General features: G+C 34.6%; 20 protein-coding genes. 17 read left to right on the top strand and 3 right to left on the bottom strand.

All coding sequences use genetic code 11. The features are described from left to right. Positions 1 to 2: 2 nt before the first annotated feature. From M0D21_RS08595 to M0D21_RS08570, 6 genes are all read left to right on the top strand, one after another. The gene (locus M0D21_RS08595) at positions 3 to 884 is read left to right on the top strand and encodes a methyltransferase domain-containing protein (protein ID WP_248328440.1); all 882 of its coding nucleotides are present in this window, start codon (positions 3 to 5) and stop codon (positions 882 to 884) included. A gap of 18 nt (positions 885 to 902) precedes the next feature. Continuing rightward, complete coding sequence (locus M0D21_RS08590) at positions 903 to 1,817, top strand: TIGR01777 family oxidoreductase (RefSeq protein WP_248328438.1); 915 nt, start codon at positions 903 to 905, stop codon at positions 1,815 to 1,817. After that, the gene (locus tag M0D21_RS08585) at positions 1,814 to 2,266 is read left to right on the top strand and encodes an SRPBCC family protein (protein WP_248328436.1); all 453 of its coding nucleotides are present in this window, start codon (positions 1,814 to 1,816) and stop codon (positions 2,264 to 2,266) included. The genes M0D21_RS08590 and M0D21_RS08585 overlap by 4 nt, the downstream gene beginning before the upstream one ends. Before the next feature lie 130 nt (positions 2,267 to 2,396). Beyond that, positions 2,397 to 2,951 carry a sigma-70 family RNA polymerase sigma factor gene (locus M0D21_RS08580; RefSeq protein WP_248328434.1) on the top strand — a complete coding sequence of 185 codons (555 nt, stop codon included), beginning with the start codon at positions 2,397 to 2,399 and terminating at the stop codon, positions 2,949 to 2,951. Between the two features lie 5 nt (positions 2,952 to 2,956). Then, on the top strand, positions 2,957 to 3,211 hold the full coding sequence (locus M0D21_RS08575; RefSeq protein ID WP_248328432.1) for a hypothetical protein: 255 nt from the start codon (positions 2,957 to 2,959) through the stop codon (positions 3,209 to 3,211). 36 nt (positions 3,212 to 3,247) lie between these two features. Continuing rightward, positions 3,248 to 3,502: a hypothetical protein gene (locus M0D21_RS08570; protein WP_248328430.1), complete on the top strand. Its 255-nt coding sequence runs from the start codon at positions 3,248 to 3,250 to the stop codon at positions 3,500 to 3,502. Here the strand turns inward: M0D21_RS08570 and M0D21_RS08565 are convergent. Beyond that, entirely contained in the window at positions 3,491 to 4,318 is an 828-nt protein-coding gene (locus tag M0D21_RS08565) for a UbiA prenyltransferase family protein (protein ID WP_248328428.1), read from the bottom strand. The two genes, M0D21_RS08570 and M0D21_RS08565, sit on opposite strands and share 12 nt — an antisense overlap. A gap of 136 nt (positions 4,319 to 4,454) precedes the next feature. Here M0D21_RS08565 and gcvP point away from each other — a divergent pair, with 136 nt between their 5' ends. From gcvP to M0D21_RS08520, 9 genes are all read left to right on the top strand, one after another. Beyond that, entirely contained in the window at positions 4,455 to 7,310 is a 2,856-nt protein-coding gene (gcvP, locus tag M0D21_RS08560) for an aminomethyl-transferring glycine dehydrogenase (protein ID WP_248328426.1), read from the top strand. A gap of 67 nt (positions 7,311 to 7,377) precedes the next feature. Then, complete coding sequence (locus tag M0D21_RS08555) at positions 7,378 to 7,740, top strand: group III truncated hemoglobin (protein ID WP_248328424.1); 363 nt, start codon at positions 7,378 to 7,380, stop codon at positions 7,738 to 7,740. Positions 7,741 to 7,867: 127 nt separating this feature from the next. Then, positions 7,868 to 8,926 carry a 3-oxoacyl-ACP synthase III family protein gene (locus M0D21_RS08550; RefSeq protein ID WP_248328422.1) on the top strand — a complete coding sequence of 353 codons (1,059 nt, stop codon included), beginning with the start codon at positions 7,868 to 7,870 and terminating at the stop codon, positions 8,924 to 8,926. Positions 8,927 to 9,009: 83 nt separating this feature from the next. Beyond that, positions 9,010 to 9,537 carry a class I SAM-dependent methyltransferase gene (locus M0D21_RS08545; protein ID WP_248328420.1) on the top strand — a complete coding sequence of 176 codons (528 nt, stop codon included), beginning with the start codon at positions 9,010 to 9,012 and terminating at the stop codon, positions 9,535 to 9,537. Positions 9,538 to 9,585: 48 nt separating this feature from the next. Beyond that, positions 9,586 to 10,434: a glycosyltransferase gene (locus M0D21_RS08540; RefSeq protein WP_248328418.1), complete on the top strand. Its 849-nt coding sequence runs from the start codon at positions 9,586 to 9,588 to the stop codon at positions 10,432 to 10,434. An 86-nt stretch (positions 10,435 to 10,520) separates the two neighbouring features. Continuing rightward, on the top strand, positions 10,521 to 11,084 hold the full coding sequence (locus tag M0D21_RS08535; RefSeq protein ID WP_248328416.1) for a TetR/AcrR family transcriptional regulator: 564 nt from the start codon (positions 10,521 to 10,523) through the stop codon (positions 11,082 to 11,084). A gap of 62 nt (positions 11,085 to 11,146) precedes the next feature. Then, on the top strand, positions 11,147 to 11,893 hold the full coding sequence (locus tag M0D21_RS08530; RefSeq protein ID WP_248328414.1) for an SDR family NAD(P)-dependent oxidoreductase: 747 nt from the start codon (positions 11,147 to 11,149) through the stop codon (positions 11,891 to 11,893). A gap of 26 nt (positions 11,894 to 11,919) precedes the next feature. Further along, positions 11,920 to 12,216 carry a carboxymuconolactone decarboxylase family protein gene (locus M0D21_RS08525; RefSeq protein ID WP_248328412.1) on the top strand — a complete coding sequence of 99 codons (297 nt, stop codon included), beginning with the start codon at positions 11,920 to 11,922 and terminating at the stop codon, positions 12,214 to 12,216. 65 nt (positions 12,217 to 12,281) lie between these two features. Continuing rightward, complete coding sequence (locus M0D21_RS08520; RefSeq protein ID WP_248328410.1) at positions 12,282 to 13,334, top strand: flavin monoamine oxidase family protein; 1,053 nt, start codon at positions 12,282 to 12,284, stop codon at positions 13,332 to 13,334. 504 nt (positions 13,335 to 13,838) lie between these two features. Here the strand turns inward: M0D21_RS08520 and pafA are convergent. Then, on the bottom strand, positions 13,839 to 15,482 hold the full coding sequence (gene pafA, locus M0D21_RS08515) for an alkaline phosphatase PafA (protein WP_248328408.1): 1,644 nt from the start codon (positions 15,480 to 15,482) through the stop codon (positions 13,839 to 13,841). Between the two features lie 112 nt (positions 15,483 to 15,594). Here pafA and M0D21_RS08510 point away from each other — a divergent pair, with 112 nt between their 5' ends. Together M0D21_RS08510 and M0D21_RS08505 are read left to right on the top strand one after the other, a co-directional pair. Further along, a complete protein-coding gene (locus M0D21_RS08510; RefSeq protein WP_248328406.1) occupies positions 15,595 to 16,332 on the top strand; it encodes an MlaE family ABC transporter permease in 738 nt (245 codons plus the stop codon). Continuing rightward, positions 16,332 to 17,096: an ABC transporter ATP-binding protein gene (locus M0D21_RS08505; RefSeq protein ID WP_248328404.1), complete on the top strand. Its 765-nt coding sequence runs from the start codon at positions 16,332 to 16,334 to the stop codon at positions 17,094 to 17,096. The genes M0D21_RS08510 and M0D21_RS08505 overlap by 1 nt, the downstream gene beginning before the upstream one ends. A 15-nt stretch (positions 17,097 to 17,111) precedes the next feature. Here M0D21_RS08505 and M0D21_RS08500 read toward each other — a convergent pair whose 3' ends face one another. After that, on the bottom strand, positions 17,112 to 17,651 hold the full coding sequence (locus tag M0D21_RS08500) for a Rossmann-fold NAD(P)-binding domain-containing protein (protein ID WP_248328402.1): 540 nt from the start codon (positions 17,649 to 17,651) through the stop codon (positions 17,112 to 17,114). Positions 17,652 to 17,657: the final 6 nt, after the last annotated feature.

Below are 17,657 nucleotides of genomic sequence, written 5' to 3'. Positions count from 1 at the left end.
GCATGAGCACATTATCAATACTACACAAATTAAAATTAAGAAGATCTGCAACCAAACAGAGTATAACTAAATTTTATGATGAAGCTACCGAAGATTATCAATTCTGGAGTAATGACTTTAATATGCACTTCGGATACTACATTCCATTTAAAACCAATCTCTTCAAAAGAGATTCTATGTTAAATGAGATGAATAATCAAGTGTTTAGTCGACTTAATATGCCTAAAAAAGATTCACTGGTAATTGACCTTGGGTGCGGGATTGGCGGAACCATGAGGTACGGGCTTCGAAAATATCCCTTATTGAGAATTATAGGTATTACGCTTTCTAAATTCCAAGTAAAAGAAGGAAACAAAAGATTAAACAACATGAACGGACTAATTCTTGAAGAAAACTATGAACATACTTTTTTCAAAAACGATAGTGTAGACGGAGCTTATGCAATCGAAAGTCTTTGCCATTCTGGTCATAGCTACAAATCTCTAAAAGAAGCTTATCGAATTCTAAAAACAAAATCGAGACTAGTCATTACAGATGCATTCCTAAAAAAAGACGAAAATCAATTGTGTCCTGGGAGCTCTTATTGCTATGATCAATTATGTAGTGGTTGGAGCCTGGAGGGACTCGGTAGTATTCATAAAGTAAAACAAAACCTTGAAGAAATAGGTTTCAAAAATATTCGTATCGAAGATGTTTCGCACAGGGTAGCCCCCTCGGTATTGCATGTACCATTTGCCATTACCGGGTTCATATTTAAAAAACTATTCAGAAAAGAATATCTAAAACCTCAGAGTTGGAAAAATTTAAAGGGATCTTTATTTGCATTATTATCTGGGTTACACATCAAAAGCTTTGGTTATTATATCATCACTGCTGAAAAATAATTACTAAAAATTATAGTCATGAAAAAATTAGTTATAGCAGCTGGCACCGGTTTTCTAGGAAATATTCTTATCGAGTATTTTAAAGATAAAGTAGAAAGTATTATCATTCTCACCAGAGGAGAAAGCAAAGTTCTGGATACTATTAAATATGTGCATTGGGATGCCAAAACCTTAGGCGATTGGAAATTGGAAATAGAACATGCCGATGCTCTCATAAATATGGCAGGAAAATCTGTAGATTGTAGATATAACCAAAAAAACAAAGACCTCATACTCAGCTCTAGAGTGGCATCTACAAAAATACTGGGACAGGCAATTAGTCAAGCCAAAGTGCCTCCAAAAGTATGGTTAAACTCGTCTACAGCGACTATTTATCGGCATTCTTTAGATAAAGAAATGAATGAGAATGATGGTGAAATTGGATCCGGATTCTCGGTAAATGTTGCGGTAAATTGGGAGAATACATTCTTCTCATGCACTACTCCACATACTCGAAAGGTAGTTCTAAGAACATCGATAGTGCTAGGAAAAAATGGAGGAGCATTACGCCCAATTCTTAATTTGGTGAAAATTGGATTTGGAGGTAAACAAGGATCAGGAAATCAAAAGTTTAGTTGGATACATGAAACTGACTTCGCCAGAAGCATCGATTTTATCATCAATACTCCGAACATTCAAAGAGAAATCAATATCGTGGCTCCAAAACCAACAACCAACTCGATTCTTATGCAAACCTTAAGGAAAATACTTAAGATCTCAATTGGAATTCCTTTTTCAAAACCACTTTTAGAATTAGGAGCCATATTCATAAAAACCGAAACCGAACTTATCCTCAAGAGCCGAAATGTAATTCCGGAAAAACTACAAAAACATGGGTTTCAATTCTCATATCCTGAGTTAAAGCCCGCACTACAACAACTAATCGTAAAATGACTACAATTCGCCTAAAGACCGAGATCAAAGCCCCACTTGAAATAGTATTTGATGCTTCAAGAGACATAGATTTACATATCGAATCTACCTCTACCAGTAATGAAAAAGCAATAGCCGGGAGAACCTCTGGCCTCATTAAACTTAATGAAACCGTGACTTGGAAAGGAAAACATTTTGGAATGTATCTAACACATCAAAGTAAGATTACAGCCTTTAACTTCCCCTTCAATTTTACCGACGAAATGATGAAAGGTCATTTCAAATCATTTAAACATCAACATATTTTCAAACCAAGTTCAAATAACACCATAATGACAGATATTTTGACCTATCAAACACCTTATGGGTATGCTGGAAAACTATTTGATACTTTATTTTTAAAAAAATACTTAACCAATTTTCTATTAACTCGAAACCATTATATCAAAACCCATGTAGAAACATCTTAATTTTATTTTATTCAATTAAACTTCAGAATTGTAAGGATCAAAAACAAATTACTACTCATTATACAATTGTAAAACGTATAAGATTCAACTTTTTATCCTATTTTTGGTGGATACAACAATAGAAACAATCATGTCAACAAATACCATAGACCCCACAACATGGGTTGATAAATACAGTGATTACCTATTTAACTACACCATCGTTAGAGTTGATGATAGAGAAATTGCTCAGGATCTAGTACAGGAAACTTTTTTTGCTGGACTTAAATCTATGAAAAATTTTAAGGGAGAGGCTAGTGAACGTACTTGGCTTATCTCTATTTTGAAAAGAAAGATTATAGATTATTATCGAAAAATAAATAGCAATAAAGGGAAAGCCGAAGTTCGCATTAATTATACTAGCGATTCTGAAACCGAAGGAGATTGGTTAGAAGAACGTGTTGCAGATCCTTTTGATCGTACTGCCGAAAGTGATATTGAAAACGAAGAGTTAGGTTTGGCAATACACAATTGCATGGGAAAATTACCAGAAAAACAAGCTTTGATTTTTAAAATGAAGACAATTCAAGGTTTTGACACAGAAGCAATTTGTAATGAATTTGATATAACAGCGTCTAACCTATGGGTAATCATTCATAGAGCCAGAACGGCTATGGCTGAGTGCCTGGAAAAAAATTGGTTTTAAAAGTAATGAGTAAAGGAAAAGGAATTTTTGTAAGTTGTTCTGATGCAAATCACTTCTGTGATAAAAATCAGTATAAAGAAGCTACTTTCTGGGAAAAAGTAAAGCTCAACGTGCATCTTTTATATTGTAGAGCTTGTAGAAAGTACTCTGCAAAAAATAACAAACTAACAAAGTTGGTGAAGGATCCAAAAGTCATAAGCATTAATGAATATGAAAAGAATGCTATGAAAGAACGACTAAAACAAAAAATGAACGAATAATTTAATAATACCCCAAAATTAAGTATTAAGATTGTAATGAAAACTACGAATAAATTATTGGTGTCTTGTGAAGAAGCAAAGCATATTTGTGATAAAAATCAGTATGGAGAGGCTTCATTATTAGAAATAATTAAGTTAAACATCCGTTTAATGTATTGTAAAGTAACACGTGCTTACTCTAAAAGGAATACCAAGCTTACCAAAACTATAAAAAAATCTGAAGTTCAAACCATCAGTTCTTCTCAAAAAGAGGAAATGAAAAGACGTTTGCAGGAAGAATTATCCAAATAGTTGTTGAAGTGTTACCAAAATAATTAACCACATTATTGGAACACTTTCAACCCAAAACGAGCAATAATATTCTGATTGCTTTCGATCTGTCCCCCATAAAAACAACAAACTAATTGTTGTTACCAAAATAGTACTCAAAATTTCTATAGATGATAATTCATCCTTTATCGCCGTGAGTAATAAAAAAAATACCAGCAAAATACTTCCGAATACTTTGGTACGAGTAACTCCGATTTTTTGAGGTACCGTTTCTAGAGATTCATGATCAAATTTTAAATCTCTTATTTCAAAGGGTAACATCATGACAATGATAAATAGAAATCGTTGCATCATTTCGATAAAAAAATCAAAATTCAAATCACCCTGCCCGTGTACCAAAGGAACTAATACGGTTATCCCAGCCCAAACAATACCAATGATAAAAATTTTTATACCTGCAATGCTTCTCAGGTTCTTTTTGTTAGGAAAGATGGGAACGGTATAAAAAATAGTTAGCACTATAAAAGGGAGCATATATAACAAAGTTTTCAATGACACTTGAAAACCCAAGTATACAAAACCAAGAAAGGATACAATTGTTAACGCTCTAATACCTTTCATCGATTTCGTTAAGCGACGATGATACAGTTTAGAAACCTTGGAGTATTTAACAAAGTTATAGGCAGCAATAGCACCTATGAAACTAAATAAAAGAAACGTGTATTTTTCAGAAACCCCAAATTTTATGAATGTAATCTGTACCAATGATGTTATAGCCAAAGCCACATGAATACTTCCATTAATATAAAATCTAAATATACTTTTTAAGGTTTCCACGTCTAAAATTTAAGGTTATCTGTTAATAACCTTCGAAGTTGGTTAAAAACTTGCCATTCTATGGTTAATTAATTGTGAAATTTTTAAATTTTAAATATGTACTTTTGCGGTCAAAATCTCAACTGTTATTTTAGCTATGAAGACTGACTCATTTAAACTGCGTCATAATGGTCCTTCTATTAAGGACTTAGACAGTATGTTACAAACTATTAAAGCAGACTCTATAGATCAACTTATCTACGAAACTGTTCCTGATGATATCTTATTAAAAAAACCTCTCAATCTCGAAGAGGCAATGAGCGAACAAGAATATGCCGCCCATATTCAAAAGTTATCATCAAAAAATAAAGTTTTTAAAACGTATATAGGATTAGGTTATCACGAAGCCTGTCTTCCTGCAGTGATACAAAGAAATATTCTTGAAAATCCTGGATGGTATACTGCATATACTCCTTATCAGGCTGAAATAGCCCAAGGAAGACTTGAGGCATTACTAAACTACCAAACCATGATCTGTGATCTTACAGGAATGGAGTTGGCAAATGCTTCTCTATTGGATGAAAGTACTGCCGCTGCAGAAGCTATGACTATGTTATTTGCAGTGCGCTCTAGAGCACAAAAAAAGGATGGGGTGAATAAATTCTTTGTTTCAGAAGAAATACTACCTCAAACACTTTCTTTGCTTAAAACGAGAGCTATTCCTTTAGATATCGAATTGGTTATAGGCAACCATGAAGATTTCGATTTTTCTAAAGAATTTTATGGTGCAATTTTACAATATCCCGGTAAATCAGGAGAAGTATATGATTATACAACTTTTGTAGAAAAAGCACATCAGTCAGAAATAAGAGTAGCTGTTGCTGCCGATATTCTTAGCTTGGTTGCTTTAAAATCACCAGGAAGTTTTGGAGTAGATGTAGTGGTAGGAACTACCCAACGTTTCGGGATTCCACTAGGATATGGAGGGCCACATGCTGCTTACTTCGCTACCAGAGAAGAATTTAAAAGAAATATTCCTGGTAGAATTATTGGGGTAACTCAGGATATGAACGGAGACAGAGCATTACGTATGGCTCTACAAACCCGAGAACAACATATTAAAAGAGATAAAGCAACTTCAAATATTTGTACGGCTCAAGTACTATTAGCAGTTATGGCTGGTATGTATGCTGTATATCATGGACCAGAAGGGTTAAAATATATCGCCAACAAAGTCAATTCTTCGGCGTATACCTTATCAAAAAAATTAGTAGACTTAGGTTACGAACAACTTAACAGTACTTATTTTGATACCATAAGAGTAAAAGCAAATGCAACTCAAATAAAAGAAATTGCCGAAGCAAAAGAGATTAACTTCTATTACATCGACGATGCTACTGTATCTATAGCGCTAAACGAAGCTACTACAATAAATGATTTAAATGCTATTGTATCGATTTTTGCAGAAGCGGCAAATGTTGAAAGCACTGCAATAGATACTTTGGAAGAAGCCAATATTATTTCAGGAAATTTGGCTCGAAATACAGAATATTTAGTCAATGAAGTGTTTAACTCTTATCATTCTGAAACAGAATTGATGAGATATATCAAAAAGCTGGAAAGAAAAGATTTATCTCTTAATCATTCTATGATTCCGCTGGGATCATGTACGATGAAGCTAAATGCAGCTTCAGAAATGCTTCCTCTTAGTGACCCAAAATGGGGTAACATTCACCCTTTTGCTCCTGTTCAACAAGCTGAAGGATATCAAGAAGTACTGAAAAAACTAGAAGATCAGCTTACTGAAATTACTGGTTTTGCAGGAACATCTCTTCAGCCTAATTCTGGTGCGCAAGGTGAATTTGCAGGATTAATGGTAATACGTGCATATCATGAATCTAGAGGAGATCATCATAGAAACATTTGTCTTATTCCTTCCTCAGCTCATGGAACTAACCCTGCTTCTGCGGTTATGGCAGGTATGAAAGTAGTAGTAACAAAAGCTACCGAAGAAGGAAATATAGATGTTGAGGATTTAAGAGAAAAAGCACTTAAACACAAAGATAATCTAGCAGCTCTAATGGTTACTTACCCTTCTACTCATGGGGTATATGAATCTGCTATTTGTGAAGTTACCAAAATTATTCACGACAATGGTGGACAGGTATATATGGACGGAGCCAATATGAATGCACAAGTTGGATTAACAAATCCTGGTGCTATTGGAGCAGATGTTTGTCACCTTAATTTACACAAAACCTTTGCGATACCTCATGGAGGTGGTGGCCCTGGTGTAGGACCAATATGTGTTGCCAAACAACTAGTACCATTTTTACCAAGTAACCCAGTAATCAATACAGGAGGTAACCAGGGGATTACAGCAATTTCTGCTGCACCCTGGGGATCGGCTTTAGCTTGTTTAATTTCTTACGGCTATATCACCATGCTTGGTGTAAATGGTTTAAAAAGTGCAACAGAATTCGCTATTTTGAATGCCAATTATATCAAAGAACGTCTTAACGGACACTATGATGTATTGTATACTGGAGAAAGAGGAAGAGCCGCACACGAAATGATTATAGACTGCAGACCGTTTAAAGCAAATGGCATTGAGGTTACCGATATTGCTAAACGTTTGATGGATTATGGATTCCACGCTCCTACAGTATCTTTTCCAGTTGCCGGGACTATTATGATAGAACCAACTGAAAGTGAAAGTAAAGCAGAACTTGATCGTTTTTGTGATGCACTTATTTCTATCCGTAAAGAAATTGCCGAAGCAGATATCGACAATCCTAATAACGTAATGAAAAATGCTCCGCATACATTGGCGATGCTTACTTCGGATACATGGGAATTTCCATATTCTAGAGAACAAGCGGCATATCCATTATCGTATATCGCAGAAAATAAATTCTGGCCTACTGTTCGTAGGGTAGATGATGCCTACGGAGATCGAAACTTAATATGTACTTGTGCTCCTATTGAAGAGTATATGGAAGCAGAAGCATAAAAGAACTCAACATAATAAAAAAGAGGTAACCGTAAAAAAGTTACCTCTTCTTATATACGCATTTAGCATGAAGGATATAACCTCTAGAAAAGATTTAGAATTTCTGATGAAGACTTTTTATAAAGAGGTATTTAGTAATCCTCATATCGGGATGTTTTTTACCGAAATTGCCAAGATTAACTTAGAAGAACATTTGCCAGAAATTGTAGATTTTTGGGAACAACAGCTTTTCAGAAAAGGCAGCTACAAGAAGAATGTACTTCAAATTCATAAAAACTTAAATGATAAAAAGAAGTTAGAAGAAGTGCATTTTCAAACCTGGCTTTCTATTTTTCAAAAAACAGTAGATAATAATTATAAAGGAACAAACGCCGAACTTATAAAGACCAGAGCCTTGTCTATAGCTACAGTTATGAGGATAAAAATCTAAAAAACCTTCTTAACTCATCATAAAATTACCTAAAACAAGTTCTTAGGCATCGTAAAACTTGTTATGCGTGCATAGTAAATAAATTTCTATTAACTACCTTAACTATTCAACGCATAATTGATTTGTCATGAATATTAAGATAACAGGCACTGGAAGCTACATCCCGACCGAAATAGAAAGAAACGAAGACTTTATTGATCATCATTTTTTTAATGGTAATGGGGTAGAAATCGCCCATCCTACGCATATTATAATAGACAAATTCAAAAAAATTACAGGTATTGAAGAGCGTAGATACGCGGAAAATAACCAAAACACCTCAGATCTTGCATATTATGCAGCTCAAAAAGCTATTGAAGACGCAAAAATAGATCCTGAAACTCTAGATTACATTATCGTAGCACATAACTTTGGAGATGTCGACAAAAACTCTTCTCAATCTGACACTATTCCAAGTTTAGCAGCTCGTGTAAAGCATAAATTAAAAATCAAAAATCCTTATTGCGTAGCATATGATCTTCTCTTTGGATGCCCTGGATGGATTGAAGGAGTAGTACAAGCTCAATCGTATTTAAAATGTGAAATGGCAAAAAAATGTCTGGTTATTGGCGCAGAAACCTTATCTAGAGTTATCGATGAACACGATAGAGATTCTATGATTTATTCTGATGGTGCCGGAGCTACAGTTTTAGAAACCACAAGTGATCCCGGAGGCATACTCGCTACAATAAGCGCCTCATATACTGTAGAAGAAAGCAATTTCCTTTTCTTCGGAAAAACCTACAATTACCAACGTAATGATGATAATAAATATATTAAAATGCATGGGCGAAAAATATATGAGTTTGCTCTGAAACATGTTCCTTTAGCTATGAAAGCTTGTCTTGACAAAACCAATATTCAGATCACCGATGTAAAGAAAATTCTTATTCATCAGGCTAATGAAAAAATGGATGAAGCGATTGTAAAACGCTTCTACGGTTTGTTTAACCAAGAAGTACCGGAAAGTATCATGCCAATGAGCATTCAAAAATTAGGAAATAGTAGCGTTGCGACCGTACCTACATTATATGACCTTATACTTAACCATCAAATTGAAGATCAGTCTATCAATAAAGGAGATATACTTCTTTTCGCAAGTGTAGGCGCAGGAATGAATATTAATGCTTTCTTGTACCAACATTAGCATTATCATAAAAATCTCGTCTCACTTCTACTGGTAATTTCTGTAATTGTCTATTTTTACAGCAAATAACCTATTTTATTACTATGTACGAAGGAACCTTTCCTCATAAACGTTACAAAAAAACACTAGAATTCTTAAGGCAACATGTTCCCGCACCAGCCAACATATTAGATCTTGGCGTTCGAAATCCTTTTGTTGAGTTTATGGAAAAAGAAGGATATATCGTCTCCAACACCAAGGGAGAAGACCTCGATTTACATATCGATGCAGTAAAAGCAACTAAAGTAGATATCGTAACCGCTTTTGAAATTTTTGAACATTTAATCGCTCCTTTCAATGTTCTTAAAGAGATAAATGCCGATAAACTAGTAGCCTCTATCCCTATGAGACTTTGGTTCTCTAAGGCATACCGTAGTAAAACAGATCCCTGGGATCGTCACTATCATGAATTTGAAGACTGGCAATTTGATTGGTTACTAGAAAAAGCTGGCTGGAAAATTGTTGCACGCGAAAAATGGACACACCCGGTTAAAAAGTTAGGTTTCCGACCATTATTAAGGCTATTTACTCCAAGATATTATATTGTGTATGCCGAAAGAAACGCATCATAGTTTAAAACACGTTTTTAAAAACAGGATGACCAAATAGAACGACTAAATTTGAATATTTATATTGTCATACCCGCCCATAATGAGGAAAAACTCATATCCAAAACCTTAGAATCTCTGGTTTCACAAACCGTACAGGCTAAAAAGATTGTAGTGGTTAATGACAATTCTACCGATGATACTGAAAAAGTGATTGAGGGTTACGTCGATAAGTTTTCTTATATCTCATTGGTCAACACCAACTCTTCTGAAGATCATTTACCAGGTAGCAAAGTGATTCGTGCTTTTTATAAAGGATTAGACACTTTGGATACCAACTACGACATCATTTGTAAGTTTGATGCCGATTTAATTTTTCCCTCAGATTACTTAGAAAAAATGACACAGCATTTTACCACTAACGATAGTGTTGGAATGGTTGGAGGCTTCTGCTACATCCAAAAAAATGAGAAATGGATTCTAGAAAACTTGACAAATAAAGATCATATACGTGGAGCCTTGAAAGCGTATCGCAAAGCTTGCTTTAACGATATTGGTGGGGTTAAAAAAGCGATGGGTTGGGATACTATAGATGAATTGTTAGCGCAGTATCACGGCTGGAGTATAGCCACAGATGACTCATTACAGGTAAAACATCTTAAACCCACCGGCAACACATATAACTCCAAAGCAAGGTATAAACAAGGAGAAGCATTTTATCGTATGCGATATGGCTTTACTCTTACATTTATTGCTTCTGCTAAGTTGGCTTTCCTCAAAAAACAACCCGCTCTAATCTTAGATTATTTAGGTGGTTTTTTTAAGGCAAAAAAGAAAAATGAGACTTTTTTAGTTGGCAAGCAAGAGGGTAAATACATTAGAAAACTTCGCTGGAAAAAAATTAAAGAGAAATTAATATAGTCTGATTTTTGACGTAAACTTTGTTAAAAATTCACAAAAATAGACAGACTTGTCTGTTTTTGTTTTTTTTTGACTATGTTTGCACCATGAAACACTCAAAAGTAAGACAACATATTATTGAAACTGCTTCAAATTTATTCTATAGAAATGGGTATAACCTAACAGGAATAAATGAAATTATAAGAGAAGCGGGAATTGCCAAAGCGACGCTTTATAATCACTTTGCTTCTAAAGAAGATATATGTCTTGCTTACCTTCAGTATAAAAATGAAGTGTTTCGAAATGACATAAAGGATTTTGTAAACGAAGCGAATAATGGCGAGCATAGGCTATATGCATTGTTTGAGTTTCTGAATAAGTTTTTTGATCAAAAGGACTTTAACGGATGTTGGTGTTTGAATACTGTCGCAGAACTTCCACATGGAAACGAGAGAATCAGAAACGAAATCCAAACACAAAAAGAGAGTTTTATTCAGTTTATTAAAGAATTGGTAGAGAACAATCGAAATCAAAATTCTGATCTAGAAAATGACCGATTAGCCAAAAAAATTTATTTGCTTTATGAGAGTGCAATCGCAGAGAGCAAACTACATCAAAACAAATGGCCTATCGAAACTGGATTATCTCTTTGTAAAAGTTTAGTAGCATAACTTTTTTTAATCATAAGAAGACAGACTTGTCTGTTCATATTTATTAACTTTAAAATAAAAAAATGGAAACATTTAATAACAAAGTAGCCTTAGTTATAGGAGGAACAAGTGGAATCGGTAAAGCTACCGTAGAAAATTTAATTAGTAATGGTGCCACTGTTCATGTAGTAGGTCGTAATACCGGTAAAGTTGAAGATACCAATAACGTGATTAAACACCAGGTAGATATCACCAGTCAAGATAGCGTAAACGGGTTGATCAATAAAATTGAGAATCTAGATCGATTAGATTATCTGGTAAACGCTTCGGGAATCTTTGGTCCTAAAGCATTTTTAGACCATACCATAGAAGACTACGATTCTTATCAAGATTTAAATAGAGGTTTTTTCTTTATCACACAAGCTGCAGCCAAAAAAATGAAAGAAAATAATCATGGTTCTATAGTAAACGTAGGATCTATGTGGGCAAAACAAGCAGTAAAAGCGACTCCATCTTCTGCATATTCTATGCAAAAAGCAGGATTACACTCACTAACCCAGCACTTGGCTATGGAACTTGCAGATCATGGTATTCGTGTAAATGCAGTTTCTCCAGCCGTTGTAGAAACACCAGTATACGATAGCGTTTTTGGAAGCGCCGAAGAAGCAAAAAAAGCATTGGTTGGATTTAATAATTTTCATCCCATTGGAAGAAACGGAACACCTCAAGATATTGCAGATAGCATCACCTTTTTACTATCAGACAAAGCATCGTGGGTAACGGGCGCAATATGGGACACAGATGGAGGAGTAATCGCAGGAAGAAATTAATCAAAAACATCTCTACTATGTATGATATGAATCACCTAAAACAATTAGGTACACTTGGTAAAAATGCAGAAAAGGCTATGAAAGCATTTCAAGCATTTGATAGTATTGCTCTAGAAGACGGTGCAATTCCTGTAAAATACAAAGAGTTAATGGCAGTCGCTGTGGCATTAACTACACAATGCCCGTATTGCCTTGAAATCCACAAAAAAAATGCTGTTAAAGCCGGTGCAACACAAGAAGAACTAGCAGAAGCTACATTTATAGCAGCAGCTCTAAGAGCAGGTGCGGCGGTAGTACATGGAACACATTTAATGGAAAAATAAGAATCTATAGATATGTTAAGAGTAAAGCACAAATGCTTTACTCTTTTCTTTTAACTTCGTAATACATGAAAACAGATGTACTCATTATAGGAGCTGGCCTCACGGGATTAACGCTTGGTTATCAACTAAAGCAAAAAGGTATTCCCTTTAAGATTATCGAAGCTAGAAACAGAGCTGGAGGCAGAATTAACACCATATACTCAGGACAAGAAACCCCTATAGAAATGGGAGCCACCTGGCTGAGTACAGAACATAAGTATCTATTATCATTATTAAATGAGCTAAATATTCCAGTTTTTGAACAATTCATGAGTGGTATAGCACTTTTTGAATCACTCTCTACCGCTCCCCCACAACATTTTCAAATACCCGCTAATCAAGCACCAAGCTATCGAATGAGTGGTGGTACTAGTAGACTTATAGATGCTCTAATTGATTATATTGGCAAAGATCATATTATCTTAAACCAAGTAGTTAAAAAAATCGAACATCAAGAGAATAATGAATTTCAAATCTACACTAACAACGCAGAGTATATATCTGGAAAAGTGATTTCAACCCTACCTCCTAAACTTTTGGTGAATACTATTAAATTTACCCTCGAACTGCCTGAAAAGCTTATATCCTTAGCAAATAATACTCACACCTGGATGGGAGAATCTATAAAATTTGGTATTACTTTTCAACATCCTTTTTGGAGAACGCAGAACTATTCAGGAACTGTTTTTAGTAATGTAGGGCCAATTACAGAACTATATGATCATTGTAGTGTTGAAGATAACAAATATGCCTTAAAAGGTTTTTTACAAAGTCCATTGTGCCACGAGAGTGAAGAAAACCGAAAATCGAAAGTACTATCACAACTACAAAAGCTATTTGGAGACCAAGTTTTACACTATGTCACCTATGAGGAGCTACTTTGGAAAAACGAGAAATACACCTCTTGCGATACAGATCAGTTCCTATTACCTCATCAAAATAATGGGAATGAGCATTATCAAGATGGTTTTTTCAATAACAATTTCTATGTTGGCGGTTCTGAAACCTCCAGAACATACGGAGGTTATATGGAAGGTGCTATTCTAAGCGCAAATTTTATTTTCAAAAAAATAACCTAAATAGTATTACAATCACTCTTTTTCACTTATCCTGAAATAATAGCAGCATAGTATATTGGTACATATACAGTATTTGTACTTCCTTGTAATTAACTTTAAGTATTTAGAAAAAAAACATCGTTTTATTTGTCGGTATAATTAAACTCTTAAAGAGTATTCTTTCGCGAAGAATAGGCACAAGCTATGAGTGTCGGTTAATGTTCATAGTACACTATTAATTTGTAAATACTTATATCATGTTAAAGTACATTTCAGATTTTGGAAAACCGCTAAACAAAAACGAACAACAAAAAATTAAGGGCGGGCATTGGAGAACTTGCGACATAGAACAACTAACTCAAGGGTGCTATGACTCAAGATTCGGGTGTGTCTGCCACTTATAGTCGTTCAACAATAACTTTGTATCATATTTAATACAGAAGAAGTAATAAAAAGTCGAGAATAACACTGTTATTCTCGACTTTAAAAAAATTATAATATACTTTCTTTTTCAGTGAAAGACTCCTACTCTAATACAAAAGGCAATACCTCTCCGGTAGCTCCATTTGGAAAAGCAATTCCTAATAGCGCCGATATAGTTGGAGCAATATCGGTAATATGAGTCTCTTTGGTTGTACTACCTTTATTGATCCCTTGCCCAAAAAACAATAGAGGAGCATGCGTATCATAAGTTAAACCACTACCATGAGTAGACCCGGTTTTGGAATAACTTATTACCGCTGGATCGTGCACAACAATTACATCTCCACTTCTTTTCTGATTAAATCCTTTCTGAATTAAAGCTGCTAATCCAGAAGTGAAATTTGTAGTCTGCAACTGGTTTCTGGTAAACACTTTATCTATTTGTTTTTGTTGTAAGATAAAGTGAGCCAAGGTTTTTTGAACTTCTTCTGCATTAATGCTATTTTTATCTAAAACCTCGTAGTTAAAGAAAATCTGATTATTCGATACATTTTCAATAATACCATCTACTTTAAATTTCTCTTTAAGTAATTCTTCAACCCTTTCTTTAACGCCTTCTGAATCATAATAGCCAGCAGGAATTTTAACCGATTTCAGGTAAGAAGGCACATGAACAGCTCCATGATCTGCAGTAAGAAAAACAGTATACTCTCCTTTACCCACCTTTTTATCCAATGTATCGAAGAAACGTTCTAAATCTTTATCTAATCGTAAATATGTATCCTGAATTTCTTTAGAATTTACCCCAAAGTTATGCCCCACATAATCTGTGCTAGAAAAACTAACGGTAAGAAAGTCTGTTACGGCATCTGCCCCCAATTGCTCCCCTTCTATTGCGGCAATAGCAAAATCTGCAGTAAGACTATTACCATATGCAGAAGATTTGAGAATATCATACCCCGAATTTTGATCTTTTAGTTTAGCTAAATCATAGGGGAAAGTTGCTGTCTTCTTACCCTCATATCCTCCTTCAAATTCATTTAAGTCGTCACCACTCTCTACATAAGTGGAAATATCATATAGTGTATTCCATTCTTTAAAATAAGAGGTTGCTTGCCCAGAAGCATTGAATTTATTAACCCAATCTGGCAATTCATTTCTATAGTACGTACTGGTAATCCATTTCCCTTCATTTTTACCTCTAAACCAATATGCTCCATTTGCAGAATGTCCTGCAGGAAGTATCGCTCCACGATCTTTTATAGCAATCCCAATAGTCTTTCCTTTTAGCTGAGTATGTAACCTATTTTGATCAGCAATAGAAGTGGTTTTCATTCTATGCGGAGACATTTGTTCCATATCACTATCTGATCCCACTGCTTTTACAGAAGGATCACTCGCACAATACACCATTTTCTTTTCAAATTTATTGTACCAGTGATTAGAAATGATTCCGTGATTTTGTGGTGTAGTCCCTGTATAAACCGATGCATGACCCGGACCAGTATAGGTAGGCACATAATTAAAATGATTGTTCTTGCAATTGAAACCTTCATTTATCATACGCTTAAAACCACCTTCTCCAAAACGATCATAAAATCTTGTGATATAATCATACCGCATTTGATCCACAACAATACCCACCACAAGTTTAGGGGAGTTATTAATGGTTCTTTTTTCCTGAGATCTTGAAGATATGGTCACAAATGTGAATAACAAGATCGTGAATACTCTTTTTGTCATCATTCTTTTGAATTTGGATCGCAAATGTACTATTTGTGCAAATGTAAAACTTTAATGAAAGGTTAAATGCTATGGATGTTTTTTTTTCTATTTTAGCCTTTCTAATAAAGAACAAATGTTTTATCTAGACGATATCGGTCGTTATTTTTTAATGCTTAAAGGAGTATTTAGTCGAATGACCAAAGGCTCTGTTTTAAGAAATCTCATCTTTAAGGAAATCGATGATTTAATCATGGGCTCTTTAGGAATCACAGTATTTCTGGCATTCTTTATTGGAGCTGTGGTTGCTATCCAAACCGCACTCAATCTTACCAATCCGCTTATTCCAAAAAAGTTAATTGCATTTGCATCTAGACAATCGGTAATTTTGGAATTTGCTCCTACTTTTATCTCTGTAATTATGGCTGGAAAAGTTGGATCTTTCATTACCTCTAGTATTGGAACGATGAGAGTGACTGAGCAAATTGATGCGTTAGAGGTTATGGGAATAAATTCTTTAAACTATCTAGTATTTCCAAAAATCATAGCTATGCTTACGTATCCATTTGTTATTGCTATTGCTATGTTCATAGGGATTTTTGGTGCTTATGTAGCTGGAGTATATGGTGGATTTGTTTCAAGTACAGATTTTTTAACGGGTTTGAGAGAAGAATTTATACCGTATCATCTTACCTATGCATTTATTAAAACATTCTTGTTTTCGTTTTTACTGGCAACCATTCCTTCATTTCATGGATATTATATGAAAGGAGGAGCCTTAGAGGTAGGTAAAGCAAGTACATCAGCATTTGTTTGGACCACTGTGGTAATCATTATATCAAATTATGTACTCACTCAATTATTACTTAGCTAATGATAGAAGTTAAAAACATACACAAAGGATTTAATGGCGAAGAAATTCTGAAAGGTATAACCACTACTTTTGATCGAGGTAAGACTAACCTTGTAATTGGTACTAGTGGTAGTGGAAAAACTGTCTTTTTGAAATGTTTATTAGGACTTTTCACCCCTGAAAAAGGCACGATCTGTTATGATGGGGCTACATATTCTGACCTTAATGAACAACAGCAAAGAGATTTAAGAGAACAAATGGGAATGGTATTTCAAGGAAGTGCTTTGTTCGACTCTATGACTGTAGAAGAAAATGTGATGTTTCCCCTTATGATGTTTACCAAACAAAACAAGGAAGAAATGTTGGAGAGAGTGCATGAAGTACTAGATCGTGTAAATCTTGAAAACGCAGAAAAGAAACTTCCTTCAGAAATAAGTGGGGGTATGCAAAAACGTGTAGCTATAGCTCGAGCCATTGTAACCCAACCAAAGTACTTATTTTGCGATGAACCTAACTCTGGGCTTGATCCAAGAACAGCTATCGTAATTGACAATCTTATTAAAGAGATTACCGAAGAGAATAATATTACTACAGTGATCAATACGCACGACATGAACTCTGTAATGGAAATCGGAGAAAAAATTGTCTTTTTGAAAAATGGCTATCTGGAGTGGGAAGGTGACAAAACGCAGATATTTAAAACCGATAATAAGGCTGTAACCGACTTTGTATACTCTTCAAATCTATTCAAAAAGGTACGAGATGCCCAGTTGAAAGGTCTTTAATCCCTCATTTAAAAGCTATTCATTATCCTTTTTGATCTTTTCTTTGTCTTTTTTAAAAAGATACTTTTCAGGTATTTTAGCTTTTTCTGTTTCAGCGGTAAAAAGGGTGCTGGCAATCCACCATCTCTCATTAGAGTACACCAACTGATAACTATTAATTCCTCTCTTTTCGAACGTTCCTTTTAAATTACGGCAATAGTAGCTTTGAAAAACGTTGGCAATACCATTAAATTCATTCACTTCGAGTCCAATTGCATATTCTTCAAAACCATCTCTTTTATAAAAAGGGCCTACATTTCTTATAAATTCTTCGAGATTCATTACTCGAACTCTTTCCTTCCCCTCTTTATTTACACTCAAAGACATTTTTTGAGCTCTTGGTAAAAACAAATTACGGTACTCATCCCAATTTCTTTCTTCACCAATATCACCAGAGATTAGTTCAATCATTTTATTGGTCACACCTTCAATAGTTTTCAAATAAGACATATCGTCTTGACCAAAAGAGCTCGCTTGCACTAAAAGTAAGAGTGCTATAAAGATGTTATTTTTCATGTTAAG

It is taken from the genome of Aquimarina acroporae, from assembly GCF_023195925.1.
Classification (GTDB): domain Bacteria; phylum Bacteroidota; class Bacteroidia; order Flavobacteriales; family Flavobacteriaceae; genus Aquimarina; species Aquimarina acroporae.
This window is presented reverse-complemented; position numbering and strand designations above follow the sequence as displayed.